The 20,016-nt window shown below is 45.9% G+C and carries 15 protein-coding genes and 1 pseudogene; all 16 read left to right on the top strand.

Annotated features, from left to right (window positions below):
• Positions 1–155: 155 nt before the first annotated feature.
• The 16 genes and pseudogenes from J7E78_RS03155 (at position 156) to J7E78_RS03085 (ending at position 19,998) form a co-directional block, all read left to right on the top strand.
• On the top strand, positions 156–1,196 hold the full coding sequence (locus tag J7E78_RS03155; RefSeq protein WP_215074888.1) for an NADH:flavin oxidoreductase: 1,041 nt from the start codon (positions 156–158) through the stop codon (positions 1,194–1,196).
• 101 nt (positions 1,197–1,297) lie between these two features.
• A complete protein-coding gene (locus tag J7E78_RS03150) occupies positions 1,298–1,522 on the top strand; it encodes a hypothetical protein (protein WP_215074887.1) in 225 nt (74 codons plus the stop codon).
• A gap of 252 nt (positions 1,523–1,774) precedes the next feature.
• Positions 1,775–3,706, top strand: coding sequence for a fructose-1,6-bisphosphatase (locus J7E78_RS03145; RefSeq protein ID WP_215074886.1), 1,932 nt, complete (start codon positions 1,775–1,777; stop codon positions 3,704–3,706).
• Between the two features lie 192 nt (positions 3,707–3,898).
• Positions 3,899–4,066, top strand: a pseudogene (locus J7E78_RS03140) (RCC1-like domain-containing protein); the annotation flags it as partial.
• Between the two features lie 282 nt (positions 4,067–4,348).
• Positions 4,349–4,549 carry a cation transporter gene (locus tag J7E78_RS03135; protein ID WP_047843207.1) on the top strand — a complete coding sequence of 67 codons (201 nt, stop codon included), beginning with the start codon at positions 4,349–4,351 and terminating at the stop codon, positions 4,547–4,549.
• Positions 4,550–4,578: 29 nt separating this feature from the next.
• Positions 4,579–6,813, top strand: a complete 2,235-nt coding sequence (locus J7E78_RS03130) for a heavy metal translocating P-type ATPase (RefSeq protein ID WP_251034787.1) — start codon at positions 4,579–4,581, stop codon at positions 6,811–6,813.
• Between the two features lie 27 nt (positions 6,814–6,840).
• Positions 6,841–7,419 carry a hypothetical protein gene (locus tag J7E78_RS03125; protein WP_251034786.1) on the top strand — a complete coding sequence of 193 codons (579 nt, stop codon included), beginning with the start codon at positions 6,841–6,843 and terminating at the stop codon, positions 7,417–7,419.
• Positions 7,403–7,720, top strand: a complete 318-nt coding sequence (locus J7E78_RS29240; protein WP_251034785.1) for a hypothetical protein — start codon at positions 7,403–7,405, stop codon at positions 7,718–7,720. Before J7E78_RS03125 ends, J7E78_RS29240 begins: the two co-directional genes overlap by 17 nt.
• Positions 7,721–7,736: 16 nt before the next feature.
• Positions 7,737–8,366: an NAD(P)/FAD-dependent oxidoreductase gene (locus J7E78_RS03120; protein ID WP_215074884.1), complete on the top strand. Its 630-nt coding sequence runs from the start codon at positions 7,737–7,739 to the stop codon at positions 8,364–8,366.
• The gene (locus J7E78_RS03115; protein WP_311516913.1) at positions 8,363–8,575 is read left to right on the top strand and encodes a heavy-metal-associated domain-containing protein; all 213 of its coding nucleotides are present in this window, start codon (positions 8,363–8,365) and stop codon (positions 8,573–8,575) included. Before J7E78_RS03120 ends, J7E78_RS03115 begins: the two co-directional genes overlap by 4 nt.
• A gap of 33 nt (positions 8,576–8,608) precedes the next feature.
• The gene (locus J7E78_RS03110) at positions 8,609–8,848 is read left to right on the top strand and encodes a glutaredoxin family protein (RefSeq protein ID WP_215074883.1); all 240 of its coding nucleotides are present in this window, start codon (positions 8,609–8,611) and stop codon (positions 8,846–8,848) included.
• Between the two features lie 94 nt (positions 8,849–8,942).
• A complete protein-coding gene (locus J7E78_RS03105) occupies positions 8,943–9,131 on the top strand; it encodes a ferredoxin (protein ID WP_215074882.1) in 189 nt (62 codons plus the stop codon).
• A gap of 77 nt (positions 9,132–9,208) precedes the next feature.
• Positions 9,209–9,538: a metal-sensitive transcriptional regulator gene (locus tag J7E78_RS03100; protein ID WP_215074881.1), complete on the top strand. Its 330-nt coding sequence runs from the start codon at positions 9,209–9,211 to the stop codon at positions 9,536–9,538.
• Between the two features lie 569 nt (positions 9,539–10,107).
• Positions 10,108–13,389 carry an ACP S-malonyltransferase gene (gene fabD, locus J7E78_RS03095; RefSeq protein WP_215074939.1) on the top strand — a complete coding sequence of 1,094 codons (3,282 nt, stop codon included), beginning with the start codon at positions 10,108–10,110 and terminating at the stop codon, positions 13,387–13,389.
• Positions 13,390–13,443: 54 nt separating this feature from the next.
• Positions 13,444–14,685 carry an FAD-dependent oxidoreductase gene (locus tag J7E78_RS03090; RefSeq protein ID WP_215074880.1) on the top strand — a complete coding sequence of 414 codons (1,242 nt, stop codon included), beginning with the start codon at positions 13,444–13,446 and terminating at the stop codon, positions 14,683–14,685.
• Positions 14,686–14,733: 48 nt separating this feature from the next.
• Positions 14,734–19,998, top strand: coding sequence for an SDR family NAD(P)-dependent oxidoreductase (locus J7E78_RS03085; protein WP_215074879.1), 5,265 nt, complete (start codon positions 14,734–14,736; stop codon positions 19,996–19,998).
• The last annotated feature ends 18 nt before the right edge of the window (positions 19,999–20,016 follow it).

The following is a 20,016-nucleotide window of genomic DNA, read 5'->3' as shown; positions in this document are numbered from 1 at the left end:
GATTAATACACCACGAAACCTTGAAGGAGGTGGGGCTTTTCGATAAAAATCGTGTATTGATTCATTTGGAAGTAGCGTCTAGCTGTTAACTAGGCTGGTTGCTGTTTAACATCTCCTAGGTCAATTTATATAAAACGAAATATGTGGAGGTTATTATGAATTATTCTCAATCGGTAGAAGCATTGTTCCAACCTATAGAGTTAGGTCACTTGAAGTTATCCAATCGGATCGTGATGGCGCCGATGACGCGTCAATTTTCTCCAGACGGTATCCCGGGTTCGAATGTTGCGGGCTATTACCGCCGCAGAGCAGAGAACGCAGTGGGGCTTATTGTGACGGAAGGGACAATAATTAATCATCCGGATGCATCCAATCAAGCCAATGTGCCGCACTTTTATGGCGAAGCTGCAATGAATGGTTGGGCACATGTTGTATCTGAAGTACATGAAGCTGGCGGTCGAATTATTCCACAGATCTGGCATATGGGAGCCAAAGGTCATGTTAATGATTATTCGGAAGCTGAGATTGCTACAATCGTTCAGGAATTCGCAAAAGCAGCCTCAGAAGCGAAACGCGTTGGGTTCGATGGTGTTGAAATCCATGGAGCACACGGCTATCTGATCGACCAATTCCTGTATGAGAAAACCAACTCTCGTACGGATCGTTACGGTGGAGATATGATGGCTCGCACACGTTTTGCAGTTGAAGTGATTGAGGCTTGCCGTGAAGTAGTAGGATCGGAATTCCCTATTGTACTGCGTTTATCTCAGTGGAAGACAGATGATTATCAGGCTAAATTGGCTGAAACACCGGAATTACTGGAGCAGCTTCTCGCACCGTTGGTTCAAGCTGGAGTCGATATCTTCCACTGTTCCACACGCCGTTTCTGGGAGCCGGAATTCGAAGGGGCTGATCTGAATTTTGCTGGTTGGACCAAAAAACTGACTGGCAAACCGACAATCACTGTTGGATCGATTGGTCTTGATGGTGACTTTACAAGTCTGTTCACAGAAGGTAAAGGCGCAAGTAACGTCGGTATCGATGGATTGGTACAACGACTTCAGAATGATGAGTTTGATCTGGTTGCTGTAGGACGTGCTCTCCTAGTCGACCCTGAATGGGCTAAGAAAATTCAAGAAGGACGTATCGATGATCTCGTTCCATTCACAAGAGAGGCAATGACCGTACTTACTTAATTGCAGTTATAATCATTAGGAATATGTATTAATCAAACATACCTTCAAGAAAATGAAACCTTGTCTTAAGATAGGGAGATGATCTTGGAGGTGTGTTTGTAATGGCAACCAGAGTGAGTTATCCGGTGGAATTAAAGATGAAAGCCATAGTAATGAGACTGGCAGAGGTACCAGTATCGAAATGGAGAATTACACTGCTTAGAGCAACCGGATATGTCGAGGGACAAGAACATGGTCCCATTGAAAGTCGCTATTATAGCGGCTTTTTTATTTTATCGGTACAAGTTCTCGTATTTGAACAGATTGAACACAATTCTTATTTCTAAAATAACTACAGACATTGTTCATTCGAATCCATTCAATGAAATTTGTTCATATATGATGAACTGGAGTATGATGGGGGAAGGCAATGCTGATAATCACCATATAAGTAATTTTATTTTTATTGTTAACCATACAGGTGAAGAGTTACCAATTAACCTAATGTTTTTCTTCTTAGCTATAGTTCAACAGGATTTCCCTTGGAAATTCACTATAAAATCAATGCCACATAACTTCCTTGAAGGGGGACATCTGTTTTGGATGAGCAATTTTTAGATCTACTGGCCGAGAAATATGATACGGAAGAAAAAATCATAACAGAGATCATCAACCTTGAAGCGATCTCCAATCTCCCGAAGGGAACCGAGCATTTTGTCAGTGATTTGCATGGGGAGTTTCAGGCTTTTCAGCATGTACTAAGAAACGGTTCGGGTACCGTCAAAGAGAAAATCAAAGAATTGTTCCGAGAGGTTTGGACGGATCAAGAAATCAATGATTTTGCGGCGCTGGTTTATTATCCGGAAGAAAAAATACAGCTGGTTATAGGGGAACTTAGCAATAAACAGGCTTTGAACCAGTGGTATAGATTAACGATTGAACACATGCTTAAGCTTATTTCTTATGCCTCTTCCAAGTATACACGCTCGAAATTGCGTAAAGCTCTGCCGGAGCAATATGTATATATTGTAGAAGAGCTTCTATACAAGACGGATTCGACCAACAATAAGGATCCTTATTACGAGGAAATATATCGGCAAGTTATATCCTTGGGCCAGGCAGACAATCTCATTATCGGCCTTGCTTATACGACACAGCGTCTGGTGGTTGACCACCTTCATGTGGTTGGAGATATTTATGACCGGGGGCCGTACCCCGATAAAATTATGGATACGCTGATCAACTACCATTCTGTAGACATACAGTGGGGGAATCATGATGTCCTCTGGATCGGAGCCTACGCAGGTTCTCTGGTCTGCCTTGCGAATATTATTCGGATCTGCGCCAGATACGATAATCTGGACATCATTGAAGATGTATACGGAATCAATTTGCGCCCACTGCTAAACCTGGCGGAGAAATATTACGAAGACAATCCGTCCTTCAGACCTAAGTTACAGGCTGGCCATAACGTATCGGAGCAGGAAATTCTGCAGATCACCAAAATTCACCAAGCCATTGCCATGATTCAGTTTAAACTTGAAAGCCCGATTATCAAGAGACGCCCATACTTTAATATGTCTGAAAGACTTTTGCTGGAGCAGATTGATTACGACAACAATGAAATCAACATCTGCGGTAAAACGTACCTGCTCGAAAACACCTGTTTTGCAACCGTAAATCCGCAGAAGCCTGAACAATTACTGGAGGAAGAACGCCAGGTGATGGAAAAGTTGCTGTTTTCCGTTCAGCATTCCGAAAAGATGGCCAGACATATGAATTTTCTCATGAAAAAGGGGAGCCTTTATTTAAAATACAACGGGAATTTGTTAATCCACGGCTGTATTCCTTTGGATGAAGAAGGAAATATGGAAGAAATGCAGATTGAAGACAAGACATATGCGGGCCGTCAATTGCTTGATGTTTTTGAAGAAAACTTACGTTACGCCTTTGCGCATCCGGAAGAGACAGAAGATCTGGCGACGGATATGGTATGGTACATCTGGACAGGGGAATGCTCCTCGCTCTTTGGAAAGAGAGAAATGACCACTTTTGAACGGTATTTTATCCAAGATAAAGAAGCACATAAGGAGAGAAAGAATCCTTACTACCATTTACGTGAAAATGAAGAGACCTGTCGAAAAATCTTGCAGGAGTTTGATCTGAATCCAGATCATGGACATGTCATTAACGGTCACACGCCAGTCAAAGAAAGTCGTGGAGAGAGCCCTGTTAAAGCAAACGGAAAAATGATCGTGATTGACGGCGGTTTCTCCAAAGCCTATCAATCCACAACGGGCATTGCCGGATATACCTTGTTGTACAATTCCTTTGGTATGCAGCTCGTCGCCCATCAGAAATTTAACTCAAAAGAAGATGTGTTATGTAACGGAACGGACGTGTTATCTCTAAAAAGATTGGTGGACAAAGAACTGGAGCGGAAACTGGTGAGGGAAACCAATGTCGGGGAGAAACTGCTGTGGAAAATCTCAAACTTGAAGGATCTACTAGAATATCGCTACATGAAATGAAACGATTGCTTAAAGTACACATTCGGATCAACCGTTTGAGTGCAATATGACGTAGACGCTCGTATTGGGCAGGGAAGAAATAAGACCCTGTCTGTGCGAGCCTTTCTTTTGTTACAGTGCTATTTAACAACAAAATTTATGACTTACTGTTGAACTACGGGCGGATTTTCAATTTGTGGAGGGGAGAAAGATATGGACTACATTCCACGGAAGGATGCAGTGTTTGAGACGAAACGGTTCCGTAACTATACCATAGCGGCAGGTCGTCGTCATACCGTTGCTCTTAAATCTGACGGAACAGTAACAGCTGTGGGTGATAATGATTATGGACAATGTGATGTAAGCGGATGGAGTAACATTCAACAATAAATAAAGGAATTTTATATCGAGGGACAAGATCATGGTCCGATTACCAATCAGCGTATAAATAATCGGTTCTTCTCTCCATAAATTCGTTGATCTAACGAGAAAGATAGTTCATATAGGGTGTGGGGGTATAAAAATATGTTGACTAGTATAGGGTAGGGGGGTATTGTATTGTACAAGAGCTTGATGAGACCTGAAAAACTGGACTCGAGAGTTTAGCCCATTGTTTAGGTCAAACTAAACCAAAAAATCACCCACAAGAAGGGACGAAATAAGATGAAAAACATTGTTTTGAATGTACAAGGTATGAGCTGCCAACATTGTGTAAACTCCATCGAAGGTGCTCTGAAAGAAATCGGAGTGAGTGGCAAGGTGAACCTCAGTGATGATTCGGTTGAAGCGACGTATGATGAAAATCAAGTCTCCTTGGAGCAAATTAAAGAAGTTATTGAAGAGCAAGGCTACGAAGTAGCGTAAGTAATGGACGATGAGGGGAGTGAGTTATTTTGGCAACAGCAGCGGCTCAGATGAAACAGTCGAGTATACAAATTACAGGTATGACCTGTGCAGCTTGTGCGAACAAAATTGAAAAAGGCCTGAATAAGCTGCCTGGCGTTACTAACGCTTCAGTAAACTTCGCTATGGAAACGGCCCGAGTTGAATTTTCCCCTGATGAAGTTTCCATCGAAGACATGAAAAATAAGGTGAAAAAACTTGGTTATACGGCGATCGTGAAGGCAGACGGTTCCAGTGGTGGTGCAAGTGACCATCGTGCTAAAGAACTGAGTAATCAAAAACGGAAATTACTGATTTCGGCGATTCTTTCCTTGCCGTTGTTGTGGACTATGGTAGGTCACTTCTCGTTCACTTCATGGATCTATGTACCGGAATTGTTTATGAATCCGTGGTTCCAACTAATTCTGGCTACACCAGTACAATTTTATATTGGTAGACAGTTCTATGTGGGTGCGTATAAGGCTCTCCGAAACGGGAGTGCCAACATGGATGTGTTGGTATCACTTGGTACCTCTGCAGCCTACTTCTATAGTTTGTATTTGACCATTCAATGGTCAAGTATGGCTGACGGGATGCATCATGGTCCATCCCTCTATTATGAAACGAGTGCGGTCCTTATTACATTGGTTCTTATGGGTAAATTGTTTGAATCACTTGCGAAAGGTCGAACATCAGAGGCAATTAAATCACTGATGAGTCTGCAGGCGAAGACGGCATTAGTGGTTCGGGATGGCAAAGAACTTACCATTCCAGTGGATGAAGTCACTGTAGGAGATGTTGTCATTATTCGCCCAGGAGATAAAGTTCCTGTAGACGGAGAGGTGCTGGAAGGGATCTCATCTGTAGATGAATCCATGCTTACGGGTGAAAGCCTTCCAGTAGAGAAAAAAGTCGGAGATGCTGTGATTGGAGCTACGATTAATAAAAACGGTATTCTTCGGATCAAAGCAACCAAAGTAGGTAAAGAAACCGCTCTTGCACAAATTATTAAGGTTGTTGAAGAAGCTCAGGGATCAAAAGCACCAATTCAGCGGGTAGCCGATGTGATCTCGGGCATATTCGTCCCGATCGTTGTAGGGATTGCAATAGTTGCTTTCGTGGTTTGGTACTTCTGGGTTACACCAGGTGATTTTGCAGGTTCGTTAGAAAAAGCAATTGCGATTCTTGTTATCGCATGTCCTTGTGCACTTGGACTTGCAACCCCAACATCCATTATGGCGGGGTCTGGTCGTTCGGCTGAACTAGGGGTGTTGTTCAAAGGTGGGGAACATCTGGAGCAGACGCATAAAATTGATGCGATCCTTCTGGATAAAACCGGTACTGTTACAAAAGGTAAACCTGAATTGACTGACGTCGTCGCTCTTGGCAATGAAAATGAATTCCTGAGACTTGTTGGAGCTGCAGAGAAAAATTCTGAGCATCCACTTGCAGAAGCCATCGTAATAGGCTTCCAGGAACGAAATATCGAATTACCAGGAACACAATCCTTTGAAGCATTTCCGGGTTTCGGAATCCAGGCAATGGTTGAAGGTAAACAGCTACTCGTGGGTACACGTCGACTGATGGAAAAGTATAATATCAATGCAAAAGCAGCTTATCATTCGATGTCACGTTTGGAAGAAGCGGGCAAAACTGCGATGCTGGTTGCCATTGATGGTCAATATGCAGGTATGGTCGCTGTGGCAGACACAATTAAAGAAACTTCGAAAGCTGCAGTGAGCCGTCTGAAAGAAATGGGCATTCAGGTCATTATGATTACAGGTGACAATGAACGTACGGCAAAAGCCATCGCTGCTCAAGTAGGTATTGACCACGTTCGTGCAGAGGTCTTACCTGAAGGAAAAGCGGAAGAAGTGAAAAAACTGCAATCACAAGGTAAAAAAGTGGCCATGGTTGGCGATGGTATCAATGATGCACCCGCTTTGGCAACTGCAGATATTGGTATGGCGATTGGTACGGGGACAGATGTAGCGATGGAAGCGGCTGATGTAACACTCATGCGCGGCGATCTATCCAGTATTCCTGATGCTATCTACATGAGTCGTAAGACCATGCGCAACATTAAGCAAAACTTGTTCTGGGCACTTGGTTACAACACCTTAGGCATTCCTATTGCAGCTATCGGTCTGTTAGCACCATGGGTTGCAGGCGCAGCGATGGCCTTGAGTTCGGTATCCGTCGTTCTAAACGCCCTGCGATTGCAACGCGTAAAAGTACGTCGCTAGTCAAGTACTAGAACAGGAGCGAACATAATGATGATGAGGAGTAAAAAAATCATGCTAATGTTAACCGGTGTTTTAGCTTTTGGTGTGTTGTCTGCTTGCGGAACCCCTAAAGAAAGTGCACATAAAGATGGACATGGTGCTATGAATCATACTGAGATGGATTCTGAAACTGAAGGTGCGAGTCATGATCATGCAGGGCCTCATGCTGATTCAACAGCAAGTACCCTTAAAGCCTCGTGCTCCTTTGCATCAGATGTGAAGGCCAATGAAAATTCGCATTTGACAATCCAAATCACGGACGTCGATGGTAATCCGGTTAATGAATTTGAAATGGGTCACGAAAAACAAATGCACCTTATCGTGGTGAGTAAAGATCTTTCTTACTTTAATCACATTCATCCTGATTATAAAGGCGATGGAAAATTTGCGATTGAAACTTCATTTCCAGCCGGTGGCGAATACAAAATCCTTGCCGACTTTGTTCCAAAAGGTGGAGCTAGCACTACACTCAGTGAATGGGTGAATGTTGGGGGACAAGAAAAAGTCCAAAAGCCTGTTCAAGCGGATTCCAGTCTTGTAAAAGAAGTGGATGATAAAAAAAATTGAACTTTTAGTGAGTAGCACAAAGGCCAATGAAGACGTAAATCTGACCTTTAATATCATGGATGCGAAAACGGACGAAGGGATTAATAATCTGGAACAATACCTCGGTGCTGTAGGTCATGTTGTTATCCTTTCAGAGGATGCAGAGCAATATCTGCATGTTCATCCAACAGAGGAAAAGGCAACAGGTCCAAAAGCGGAATTTATGACCTCCTTCCCGCATAGCGGAATCTATAAAATCTGGGGTCAATTCCAACATGATGGGAAAGTCTTTACAGTACCTTTCGTCGTAGATGTAAAGTGAGTAGAGAGGTATGAGCATGGGAGATAAAATTAAAATAGCGATTAGTCCAGCAATCCAACTTGGTGGAAGCTTATTCACTCCAGAGCAACTAGTTAAAATTGGCGAGATTATTGGTCCAGATTCAAAAGTGGAGATGACACCCTTTAAGCAACTCTACGCAGAAGTATCGATTGAACAACGAGATCAGATCAAAAATAAACTTGAAGATCACGGTCTTGAAATAAACCCTGCAGGATTTGTAACCAAAAGTCTGATCGCTTGCAACTTTTGTAGAGGTGCAGAAGAAGCAGGCATGGAAACAGCCAAAAATTTAAATCAAGCCATTTCCGGTATCGATACGCCTACACCACTCAAGATTGGATATGCTGGATGTGCCTTAGGCACTAGTGAACCGTTGATTAAGGATATTGGGATCGTAAAGATGCGCGATAAGTTCGATGTTTATGTTGGTGGCGAGTCGAAGGGGCTTAAAACCTCCTTTGCCACGCTGCTAAGTTCCGGACTAACGGAGGATCAGCTTATTCCTTTCGTTACCGCAATTATTGATTATTATAGGATGCATGCCAAAGGCAAAGAAAAGTTCAGCAAATTCGTTAATCGAATGACACTGGAAAACTTGAAGTCTATGACGCTTGAAAGGGGGTGAAAACACTGAAAGAAGCAACTGTAAAAATTCAAGGTATGTCTTGCCGTTCTTGTGTATCTAAAATTGAAGGTGCAATTAGCGCTCTTGGCGCTGAAGGCCACGTTAAGTTTGAACAAGGAACAGTAGAAGTTCGATTTGACGAATCTAAAGTTCAAATTGCTGAAATTGAAGAAGCGATCCGCAAAAAAGGATATAACGTCGGAGCGTAATATATATTGAAATACAAGGGAGGGTCATTGGACATGACGGAATCCATTCAGATTTATTCAATCCCAACCTGTAGCGATTGCAATTATGCTAAACGTTACTTTAAAGAGCATGAACTTCCCTATACGGATTACAATTGTGAAGAAGATACCAAGTACGCTGAGGAAGTCTGGAAGTTGACTGGCAAACAGGTTGTACCAACCATTGTCATTGAAGATAAGGTCTTTGTAGGCTTTGCCGAAAACCTCACTGAAATCAGCGAGTTAGTTAAGTAACTCTTATAACCCCGGTCAACTTTTGACCGGGGTTATTCTTAATAGAAATAGCCCTTTGACTGATATATCGTTGTAGGGGGGATGAGGGTATCATATGTCTAAATATACTTGTGTAGATAAAGATACTTGCATCGCTTGTGGAGCAGTGGCACATGTGATTTTTGAAGGAGACAACAACCACGGTATGTCAATAATAGGTCCGGGTTGGCTGGAAGACTTACAAGATGCAGTAGATGGTTGCCCAACCGATTCAATCTTGGTTGATGACAAGCCGTTCTCTTAGCACGTACCATGATACTTCTTGCTCCCTTTACATAGGATAGGGGGGGATGGTAATGTGTAATAAAGGAGTTGATCTACATGGATGATACGATACTTGAGGACGCCTCATGTGACCATACATCTTCAAACGAGCGGAAAAGCCATCATTCGGAGAGTACGAAGCGAAACTTAATTAGCCGGTTGAATCGGATTGAAGGGCAAGTGCGTGGAGTAAAAGGAATGATTGAGAAGGACACGTATTGTGATGACGTGTTGCACCAAATTGCCTCTATTCAATCCGCGTTGAATGGAGTAGGAAAGCAGCTTTTAGAACATCACATGAAAAGCTGTGTCATTGAACGCATTTCAGAAGGCGATCACAAAGTTTTGGATGAACTGATGATAACTGTAAATAAGTTAATTAAATAAGCTAGAATATTGGAGGTACCTCTTGTTGTATTCAGGCAAATGTCCCATCAAGGGTTACATCAAGGTTAATTTTATTAGGGTTATTGGTGAAAAAGTTTAAAAAAATCGTTAACATATGCAAAAACGGCGGAAGCTTTAATATAGCTTTTCTATCAGATAGATAAAGCATAAAAGTAACATCGATTGTTATTTAATTAGTCGTTATCTATTTATTAAATCATTCCGAAATTCTGATTTATGGAAAAAAATAATACAGAACTATACTATTTTTCTTTTTTTATATTTAAAATACAATGTTATTCATCATTTTACGATATACAATGACTATATTTACAAAATCCATCATTTACAAAAATTACAAAATTGATTATAGTATATTCAACAAGCTTTTCAACTAATTCAATCGTTGTTTCGGCACGTTGAAGATAGGAAAATGCACATATAATGATAGTTTTGTGTTAAATTACAAGCTTCTGTCCCTGATCACAACGGGGATAGCGGAGTTTATTTGATATGTCTATTGATGTGCTTGTAAGGAGGTGCTCAGACTGAGCGATTCCGTTGTTTTTATGTTTTCTGGACAAGGATCGCAGTATCCGCAGATGGGGAAGGAGCTGTTTGAGCAGGATGCATTGTTCAGGGAAACGATGCTTGCTCTGGATCAAACGGTTTTGGAATGCGGGGGCGAGTCAATCGTCCAGTATATGTACGGCGAATCGTCAACCGATGAGGACCGCTTCAAACGTACAATTCTGTCGCATCCCGCCATCTATATGGTGGAGTATGCACTTGCCCAATCGTTATTAACTCGTGGCGTGATACCTGATTACGTCCTTGGCAGCAGCCTTGGGGAATTTGCCGCCGCTGCCATTGCGGGCGTATTCAGTGCAAAAGATGGCTTGCGCTGTGTTATGAAGCAGGCAATACGATTCGAGCAACACTGCCCTTCTGGCGCGATGTTAGCGATATTGGGAGATGCATCTCTATATCCGGAACTTCCGGAAATTGAATATTGTACCTTGGTGTCCGTCAATTATGACGGGCATTTTGTTATTTCCGGACCAGTGCATGCACTGGCAAAAGCACAGGAGTGGCTCACATCGCATGCTGTGTTAAGTCAGATGCTCCCGGTTTCTTTTGCCTATCATTCTCAATGGATTGATAGTGCAGAGGCAGCATACACGGAGGATTTGCAGGCATTTACATTTGCAGCCCCTAATATCCCTTTAATCTCCTGTATGACTGGAGGGGAGGCTGCCCCAATTGCACAAAATCACTTCTGGCAGGTTGCACGAAAGCCAATTCTCTTTCGCGAAGCAATACAAAAGCTTGAATCTGCCGGACCGCATCACTATATCGATATCAGTCCGGGCGGTACGCTTGCAGGTTTTGTGAAACGGCTTTCAGACAAACAAGCTTCATCAGCGGCAGTCGGTTTGTTATCTCCCTTTTACAGGGATAAGGAACAATTGGAGAGCGTGGCCAGGCAATATCAACAGCCGTCGATGAACATTCAGAGAGGAGAGCAGAACATGAGGGCTTATGTATTTCCAGGGCAAGGTTCGCAGTTCAAGGGCATGGGGCACGACGTTTGGAATCATTATCCGGACCTGGTCCGCACCGCAGATGAAATATTGGGATATTCCATACAAGAGCTGTGTCTCGAAGATCCCGGAGAGCGACTCAAACGTACGGAATACACCCAGCCGGCCCTGTACACCGTCAATGCCCTGATGTACTACAGGGAACTCGAGCAACAGGGGCAGCCGGACTATGCTGCGGGACACAGTTTGGGTGAATTTAATGCATTGCTGGCTGCGGGTGTGTTTGATTTTGCAACCGGACTACGTATCGTCCAGTTCCGTGGTGAATTAATGGGAAGAGCAGAGGGCGGTGGGATGGCTGCTGTGATTGGGCTCCATGCGGATGTTGTGGGTAAGATTCTTGAGCAGCATGGCCTTGACCACTTGGATATCGCCAATATGAACAGTCCCAGTCAGATCGTTATTTCGGGTCCGCAGGACTTGCTAATTCAGGCGAAGTCTGTGTTTGAGCAGGAAGGTGCATCCAATTACGTCATCTTGAATGTAAGCGGCGCATTTCACTCTAGATATATGGAGGCGGCCAAGCAGCAATTTGCTGCATATCTCAAGCAATTTCAGTTTGCTGCCCCGACGCTATCCGTTATTTCCAATGTTGGGGCAAGACCCTATACAATCGATCATCTGCAACACAACATGGTGGAGCAGTTGACGTCCTCTGTGCAATGGACCGATACCATTCGATATCTGATGGGAAAAGGGGTTAACGATATTGTACAGATTGGACCCGGGACGGCTCTAAGCAAACTCGTAAAGGCTATCCAGACTCAGGCTCAGCCACTTTTTGTGGAGAAATTATCTGTTGAACCGCCTCCGCCTTCGCCTGCAGTGATAAGGGATGTACCTAAGGATGAATCATTGGGAGTGTCTGAGACCGCTGCCCATCCGTTCAGCAGTTCGCGACGTTTCCAATCTGAACGGATGGGCAGCGCTGAATTCAGGCAGGATTATGGTGCCAGGCTGGCATACGTTGCGGGAGGCATGTTTGGCGGCATTTCATCTGTGGCAATGATCACAACACTTGCAAAAGCTGGCATGGTCGGCTTTCTCGGAACAGGTGGACTGCGCGTTGAAGAGGTGGAAGAAGCGGTGATGTCCATCCGCCAACAATTGCCTGTCCAACATTGCTGGGGATTAAATGTGCTTCATGATCCTCTCCACCCTCAGCGCGAGCAAGAGATGATCAAGTTAATGCTTAGATTGGGCCTGAACAAGATTGAAGCAAAAGGATATCTGGGCATGACTCCGGCACTTGTTCACTATCGGATCAAAGGAATCTATCGCAGATCCGATGGTACTGTGGCTTCATCTCATCTTGTTCTCGCCAAATGCTCTCGTCCAGAGGTGGCAGAGCTGTTTATGAGTTCAGCTCCGCAACATATGCTGGACCAATTGCTGGTTGAAGGACGTATTTCCGCTGAACAGGCCCAATGGGCGCGGCAATTGCCGATGGCAGATGACATTTGTGCAGAAGCAGACTGTGCAGGATATACCGATGGTGCAGTATCTATGACCCTGCTGCCTGCCATGCTGTCCCTGCGCAATCAGATGATGAAAAAGCATGGCTATGCCAAAGCCATTCGGATCGGTGCAGCTGGGGGTATTGGTACACCCCAGGCGGCTGCAGCAGTATTTGTCATGGGGGCAGACTTTATTCTGACCGGCTCCATTAATCAATGTACGGTCGAAGCCAATACTAGCCAACTCGTAAAGGAACTGCTTCAGCAAATCAACGTTCAGGATACCGGATATGCGCCCGCAGCAGGCATGTTTGAACTGGGAGGCAAGGTACAGGTGCTGAAGAAAGGCGTTTATTTTCCTGCGCGTGCTAACAAACTGCATGAGCTGTATCGCCAGTACGACAGCATCGACGAGATCGATGAGAAAACAAAAACAAGGCTTCAGGAGCAGTATTTCAAAAGGAGCTTTGACAGCATTTACGCGGAGATGGAATCCGCTCTTACGACCCAGGAGAGAGCACTTGCCGAACGTAGTCCCAAGGCCAGAATGGCCGTTATCTTTAAATGGTATCTGGAGCACTCTGCCAAACTGGCGCTTCAGGGGGATGAGAATCATCAGCACAGGGTGGACTTTCAGGTATATTGCGGTCCGGCACTTGGTGCTTTTAATCAGTGGGTACGAGGAACAACGCTTGAATCCTGGACACAGCGCCATGTGCACCTGATCGGAGAGAAGTTAATGGAAGAAACAGCCCAACTGCTTAACGAAAGCTTGCTTCAACAGGTATAAAACGGTTCAGCACAATTAGATGCTCAGTGAGACAAGCCAATAAGGAGGAATCGAATGGATATCGAAAGTGAAGTGCTTATTGTGGGGGCGGGCATTGCAGGCGTGGCACTGGCATTGGCCATGGGCAGAAAAGGTCGACAAGTGGTGTTGATTGAACGTTCAAAACAATTTCCCAACATTCCAAAAGGTGATTTTCTTCAGCCCATAACAATCGATCTGCTGGACAAGCTTGGCGTTCTTCCTGAAGTAACCAAACACTGCGCTCATGTAGCACGGGTAAACTACGGCACGCTTGGGGGTGTCAACTGTTTTACGGGCAGCTATGAGGAGATGGACATGCCTGTGCGTTATGCATTGAACGGGGACCATCACCACATTCATCAAAGCCTGTTTAATGCCATTGAGGAAATGCCCAATGTACGCTTTTACCCCGGCATGAACGCAGGCAAGCTGTTGTTCACCAATCATTATGTGAGCGGAATCGAAGCAGATTCTGCGGGTAAAAAGGTACGTATCGGCAGCAAAATCCTTGTCGGGTCAGACGGCATCAAGTCCAAAATTCGTGATCAGCTGGGGCTTAAATATCACCTTTATCCCTATGAGGAAAAGATGGCAAAAATGTTCGCTTTTACTTTTCACGATGTCACACAAATCAGGGAAGAAGCCAGCTTTTTCTTTGGCGAAGGCGTAAGCTGCGGAGTCTTTCCTTTACCGGGCCATAGGCTACGGATCTACCTGGCTCTGCGAAAGGATCTATGGCAGCGCATTCGGGAGGACGGTATCGAATCGTTGCGCGGCATGCTGCTGTCCCTTTGTCCACACTTGCAGCAAGAAATATCGCAGATCGAGGATTTCAAACAGGTTCAGTCCATTCCGGCCTATTATCTGCATACCGAAAAATGGGCGGTTAACGGCGCCGTTCTGCTGGGAGATGCATGCCACGCTCTAAGTCCGGCACTGGGACAGGGAATGAATCTGGCGATTCAGGGTGCTGTCGAACTGTCGAATACGTTGGAAGAAGCGCTCATTACCGATGACTGCTCGGAAAGTCAGCTTCGCCTGTATGAGAAAAAAAGAAGGAAATATGTGCGTCTCATCCAGCGTAACAGCACAGCTCATACCTATTGCTGGTTTGTGAAGAACCGCGCCTTTGTGACGCTTCGCAATGCTGCTTTTCGTCGAATTGGCAAGTGTCCCAATCTGCTGAAGGAACAAATGCTGACTACGTCTGGATACAGTGACAAGCCGCCGTCATTCTCACACATGCTGCGCTTTGCGGGAATTATGAAGCCGTGATGAGATGAAAGGTCAGTATTCCGATACTAAAGGAGAGGAGACATTCAGATGGGAAGCAAAAGGACGGAAATTGCCGTTGTGGGTATGGCCTGTCGTTTCCCGGGAGCCAGCGGATATGATTCATTTTGGGAAAATCTGATTCAAGGCCGCAATTCCATCTCCGAGATTCCCCCGGAACGCTGGGACTTGGAGCAGTTTTATTCGCCAAACTCGAATGACACAGGCAAAACCTCAAGCAAATGGTGCGGCTTGGTCGAAGGAGCATATGATTTTGACCACAGCTTTTTTAACATTTCCCCGCGCGAGGCTGCGAGCATGGACCCACAGCAGCGTCTGCTCCTCGAAGATACATGGCATTGCATCGAGGATTCGGGCATTTCTCTGTCGGAGCTTCAGCAGAAGGTGACAGCTGTTTATACCGGCGTGATGACTGCGGGTTATTTGCAGCAAATGGAAGCCTCACAGGCAGACAGCTATGCCTGTCTTGGCAATTATGAGAGCTTGCTTGCGAACCGGATATCCTACGCGTTTAATTTGAGTGGCATGAGCCTGCCGATTAATGCGGCCTGCGCTTCCTCACTTGTGGCTATTCACGAGGCGAGACGTGCCCTGATTCTGGGAGAATGTGATTATGCCTTGGCTTCTGCCGTAAATTTGAATCTCGACCCGCTCAAATATGTTTCCTTTTCCCAATCCAGAATGTTAAGCCCAACAGGGCAGTGCAAAACATTTGACCAGAGCGCGGACGGATACGTCCCGGGAGACGGGGTTGCTGTATTACTTCTACAACGATTGGAGGAAGCCGTCGAGCAAGGAAATACGGTTTATGGCATCATTAAAGGCTCTGCTGTCAACCATACGGGAAAAAGCTTGTCCATTACGGCACCTCGCATGGAGGCGCAGCGTGATGTCATTTTGGCTGCGTGGAAGGCTGCGGATATTGATCCTCGCTCCATTACCTATATCGAAGCACACGGGACTGGCACCTCTCTAGGGGACCCGATTGAGGTCGAAGCATTAACTCAGGCATTTCGGCACTATACCCCGGATCGTTCATTCTGTAAGATCGGATCGGTTAAAACGAACATCGGTCATCTGGAGAGTGCCGCGGGCATCGCTGGTCTTGTTAAAGTCATGATGATGATGAAACATCGGAAAATCCCGGCCTCTCTTCATGTGAAGACGCTGAATCCGATGATTCCTTTTTCGCATACTCCGCTGGAGGTTGCACAGAAACAAGAGACTTGGCACAGTCGGGAGCAGGGACAGCCTTTACGCGCAGGGATCAGTTCATTCGGTTTCGGAGGTGTAAATGCCCACGTTTTGGTCGAACACTACGAACCCGCTCCCAAACCATCTGTTCCCGTCCAGCAGGAATCCAGAGAGCCATCCCGATTATTCCTGCTGTCTGCCAAGTCGGAAGCGAGCTTACAGGAGCATGTCGCAGATTGGCAGCAGTGGTTCGACAAGCATGCTAATGTGGAAGATACACTACGGGCTATCAGCCTGTCGCTGCTTAAAGGCAGAGAGCATTTCAAATATCGGTTTGGGGGATGGGCTCATACCCAGGAAGAGCTCAGAACATTGCTGAATTCCGACTGTTACGGTAGCCCGCAAATTGGAGCATCCGCAGGGTATCTGAACATTCAAAGTCCCACATGGAAGGGATACGCCCAATTGAAATGCTCTGGACATACGTCTCTGTTATTACTGCGGAAGGTGGAAAGGCAAATCGAGGCAGCATTAAAAGCAAACGGCATGAGGGAAGAATGGGAAGATTTGATGGCAGGATTCTATCAGGATACGTGGCATGAAGATCGGCGAGAGCTGTATTGTTTTATAGCTGGATATGTTCATGCTGCTTCCTTGATTCAACTGGGTTTTGCCCCACGGTGGATTCAGGGAACAGGAATTGGCATGCTGATTGCATGGGTCATTGGAGGTCACATTTCTGTTGAAGATATGATCTCCGTTCTGCTCAAGCAGAAGCGTGTCGAGGACGTGAGACCGTGCAGCCCTATATGGCCTGTCATGCAGGAGGGAAGCTCATCCCCAATCATGCCCTTTGCTTTTGATGATTCCTATGTAGAAGATCTGATTCAATCTGTACGGATTGTGGAGGAACAGGCTTACCACGGGTTCCGAGACGAATTGATGGATCGTGCGCATCGTTTATACACCCATCAGTATACGTTCAGGAACTACATAAATGAATGGAATGACGAATGGCAGGAAAGCACGGGAACAGCCATCCCATGGCAATTGCAACCAACGCCCGACAGCAACAGTACAAGCGAATCTTCCCGTTCCACGTCGGCTGTGTTATGCATTGCAGTCATGGATGCGCTACGCAGGGTGAAACGAAAATGGCAGCTTCAGGTCTCTGAAGAGTCAGGCATTCCGGCGGTACAGGAACTGCTTGATCTTCTGGAGGATAAGCTTATTACTCGGAGAGACATTATCGAGATGTTGTTGAACGAGACAGGGGAACATCATGAACTTTCACGGATCACAGCACAGTTAAACCAGAATTCCGGACTCATGCTGCCAGAACGCGCATACACACTCATTCGTCAGCATCAACAGCGGACAGGTGGAATGGACAACGCAGTCCAATTTCTACAATACTTCCTTCAACCCGGTAGTGAAAATGAAAAGGATCGCAAGATACCTCTACCTCATTCAGAAAAAGCCCCAGACTGGAGGAAGCAGACTGGACAAAAAGCAGAGGAAGTGAGCTTGGAATTACCATTTCACGAAAATGTACTGCGATTATGGCTGTCCGGCATGGAGCTCGATATGCGTCAGCTTGTGGAAGAGGAGCCTTATCAGAAAGTACGACTGCCACGTTATGCATTTCAAAGAAGAACATTCCGTTGGTCTGCTGCCAACTTCGGTAAAAAAGCGAAGGAATTTTTCCGGGAAACGGAAAAAGAGAGAGAGAATGAATGGCTTCATCCAATGCTTCACCGCAACCTTTCGGCCAATCAGGACACAAGGTTCCGTTCGGAGTTTACAGGGCATGAATTCTTTCTCAACGATCACCGAGTTCGAGGGCAACGGGTACTTCCTGGTGTGGCTTATCTGGAGATGGCCCGCATGGCTTTGCACAGTGTAAACGAATCACCCCCTTCCTCCTTTGCAGCGTTCCAGATTAAGAACGTAGCCTGGACAAGTCCGATTTTCGTGAATGAACGTCCAGTTGAGGTATCCGTTCGTCTGCATTACGAAGACACGGAACGAGGAATTCTCCGATATGAGATCAGTGAGGAGGGCAGTGAACCCCTTGATCGTCTGAGCTGCGGAACAGGACGCGTCGCCTTGAGATCGTCAGCCTCTGCTGATCCTGATCGTCTTGATATTACGTCTCTGATTGCAGCAATGCGAGAGGAGAATTTGTTGGATCATGCGACCATCTATAGCCGCTTGCGAGCTCAAGGGCTGGAATATGGACCAGGTCATCAGGCGATTGAGCGAATGTACATCGGTTCTGGTCAGGCACTGGCACATCTGAACATCCCTTCCCATATAAAGCATACATTGGGCGATTATGCGCTGCATCCAAGCATAATGGACGGGGCCTTGCAGGCAGCGATGTTGTTGCTTCACGATAACGCCACCCTTCAGGATCAAGAGAAGCGAACGAAGCTCCCTTTTTATATGGAAGAAATGGATTGTTTTTTACCGTCTACAGCGGAGATGTGGGTGCATGTGCGTCTCAGTGGTGGTGATCCAATGGGAGGGAACGTGGCGAAGCTGGACATGGATCTAATGGATGCTGAGGGAACCGTCTGTGTCCGGGTTCGGAATTACATGTGCCGCAGCATGCCGGAAGAGAAAAGGCAACAGCACGTGATGCAAGATGCAGAGCGTGTAACGATCACCAGGGATTTGCACGAAGATTTTCCACCTGGTACAGCGTTGCTGGCTCCTGTGTGGAGTGTGCTTCCATCGGAGAAAGATAGCAGGATTTCTTTCGCGAGTCTCAGAACGGCCATCATTGTTGCAGAGACAGTGGAGATGAGCGGATACCTGGATGAGGTCACACAGCAATATCCGGGAGCTTCGCTGATATCAATGAAGCCTGGAGAAACTGTGGAGCAAACGGCCCAAAGACTGGAAAACTGCGGACAGCTTGACCATCTGGTGTGGGTCTCGGGGTTGGGCAGCGCAGAAGGGAAGGATGCCAGCGCGATCACTCAGAGCCAGGAGGAAGGCGTGATTATTGTATTCAGTTTGGTTAAGAGTCTATTGCAGCTGGGGTACGACAGAATCCCTCTCCAATGGACCGTAGTTACTTTGAGTGCCATAGCCATTCATGCGCAGGATAAAGTGCATCCGCTCCATGCAAGCATACATGGCTTCCTCGGTTCTTTGGCCAAAGAATACAAAAACTGGACATTCCGGGTAGTTGATCTGGATTTTGCAGATCGAAGTCTGCCAGCGCTGAGTGACATGCCCATTGTGCCTGAGAATACTTGGAGCAATCTGATTGTCTATCGAGCCAAACAGTGGCATCGCTGCGAATTGCTTCCTGTCAAGCTGCCTTCCATCCAGCAATCGGCTTATCGTCACTGCGGCGTATATGTCGTTGTAGGCGGTGCTGGCGGATTGGGTAAAGTTTGGAGCGAGTATATGATTAGTTGTTATAACGCTCAGATCATTTGGATCGGACGAACACCGCTCAACCCCGATATTGCAAAAGAGCAGGAAAGGCTTGCTCTAACGGGTCCTGCTCCAGAATATATATCAGCAGATGCAGGCAGTCCTGAGGCATTGCATGAGGCTTACAGGTTAATCAAACAACGCCACGGAACCATTCATGGTGTTATTCATGCTGCCATTGCACTCAGGGACAGCAGTGTAATGAAAATGGACTTGCCACAATTCAATGAAGGATTATATGCAAAAGTCAACGTATGCGCTGGAATGCTCGAGGTCTTTGAGAAGGAACCGCTTGATTTTATGCTGTTTTTCTCCTCCATCAATGCATTTGCCACACCTGCCGGGCAAAGTAATTATTCGGCCGGGTGTACGTTCAAGGACTCATTCGCTCAGTGGCTTCATCGCCGACTTCATTACCCTGTTAAAACCATGAATTGGGGGTATTGGGGAAGCACCGGAACGGTAGCTTCTCCAGCTTATCGTGAGCGGATGACCAAACAGGGCATTGGCTCGATTGAGCCTCCCGAAGCGATGGCTGCGCTTGAAATGTTTCTGGCCAGTTCACTTCCTCAACTGGGATTGGTCAACATCATTGGTGAGGCACAGCCATACGCGATCAGCGAGCAAGAATTCATGACAGTATATTAGGCATGAAGCGTGTAATCC

The sequence above is a fragment of the Paenibacillus polymyxa genome, assembly GCF_018614975.1.
Classification (GTDB): domain Bacteria; phylum Bacillota; class Bacilli; order Paenibacillales; family Paenibacillaceae; genus Paenibacillus; species Paenibacillus polymyxa_E.
The sequence above is the reverse complement of the archived record's forward strand: the minus strand, read 5'-3'. Positions and strand labels throughout refer to the sequence as shown.